Origin of the sequence: Subtercola boreus (assembly GCF_003399635.1) — a bacterium.
Taxonomy (GTDB): domain Bacteria; phylum Actinomycetota; class Actinomycetes; order Actinomycetales; family Microbacteriaceae; genus Subtercola; species Subtercola boreus_B.
Genome location: NZ_NBXB01000095.1, coordinates 1 through 1,246, shown reverse-complemented (window position 1 = coordinate 1,246; position 1,246 = coordinate 1). Strand labels below are relative to the sequence as shown.

2 protein-coding genes are annotated in these 1,246 nt (G+C 62.4%); both read right to left on the bottom strand.

The annotated features are described in order from the left end of the window. A partial coding sequence (locus B7R22_RS18685) for an ATP-binding protein (protein WP_116413179.1) occupies window positions 1–705 on the bottom strand: 705 nt, incomplete at its 3' end. Beyond that, window positions 702–1,246: Mu transposase domain-containing protein (locus B7R22_RS19400; RefSeq protein ID WP_437184164.1), on the bottom strand; the 545-nt coding region annotated here is incomplete at its 5' end. The genes B7R22_RS18685 and B7R22_RS19400, both read right to left, overlap by 4 nt.

Here is a 1,246-nt window from a genome sequence, read left to right as displayed (position 1 = left end):
GGTCTCGACCCAGATGGTGTGATGCACGATGCGGTCCATGATCGCGTCGGCGTGGACTCCGGAGCCGAGGCGTTGGTGCCAGTCCTTTTGTGCGTATTGGGTACAGAACACGGTCGAGGTTTCGTCGTAGCGTCGCTCGAGGAGTTCCAGCAGCATGCTTCTGGTGGACTCGTCGGGTTGGTCGAGGAGCCATTCATCGATCACGAGGAGCGTGAACGCGGCGTACTTGTTCAGGAACTTTGTCTGCCCGGAGGGTTTGTCCCGGGCGAGCTGCCAGGCCTCTTCAAGCTCCGGCATCCGGATGTAATGCGCCCGTACCCGGTGCAGGCACGCCGCTTTCGCAAGCGCGCAGCCCAGGTACGACTTCCCCGATCCGGTGAACCCTTGGAACACGACGTTCTGCTGCCGGTCGATGAACGAGCACGTACCGAGCCCAGCGATCACGGACCGGTCAAGGCCGCGTTCCTCGACCAGGTCCAACCGGCGCAGGTCGGCATTCGGGTATCGCAGGTTCGCCCGCCGGATCAGGCCCTCGACTTTCGATTGAGTGAATGTGGAGTGGGCGTCATCGACGGCGAGTTTGATTTTCTCCTCGAATGCCAACCCCAGCGTCAGGGTGTCATCCTGTGCTTCGAACGCGTCGAGCAGCGTCGCGACGCCCATTTCACGTAGTTTGCGTTTCGTCTCGATATCGATCCGGGTCATCGGGTGCTCCCGCCGGCGTAGTAGCCAGCACCGCGCACATACCCGCCAGGTTCAGGCTCGGGGCTGGCATCTTCGAAACGATGTCGCCGACGAGTGCCCGCCCGGTCTTGCCCGGTTTCCAGGATCGGCCGTAGGTGCGCGTACCGCGGCGATCGGACACGGCTCTCTAACGCGATCTGGCAGGCGTGTTCAACTCGTTCGCTGGAATAACGGCGAGTCAGACGGAGTACGGCGAGGGCCGCGTCGAAGCCTTGCTCCTCGACGGGCACGGACTCGAAGATCCGGCTCACCACGGTCACCATCTGTGGTCCGACGCGCTCCGCCCATGCCCGGATCCTTACGGTGTCCCATTCCCGATACTTCTCACCCTGTGGCTGATCGGCATCGTTCGTGCGGTACTCATTCGTGACATGCTCACCGAACAGAAGGTGGCTGGTGAGCCGCTCATGATTGCGGTACACCTCGACCAGCTGCGCGGTGACACGCAGGTCCACGGCCTGCCCGATCAGCGAGTAAGGGACGGAGTAGAAGTTCTTTTCCC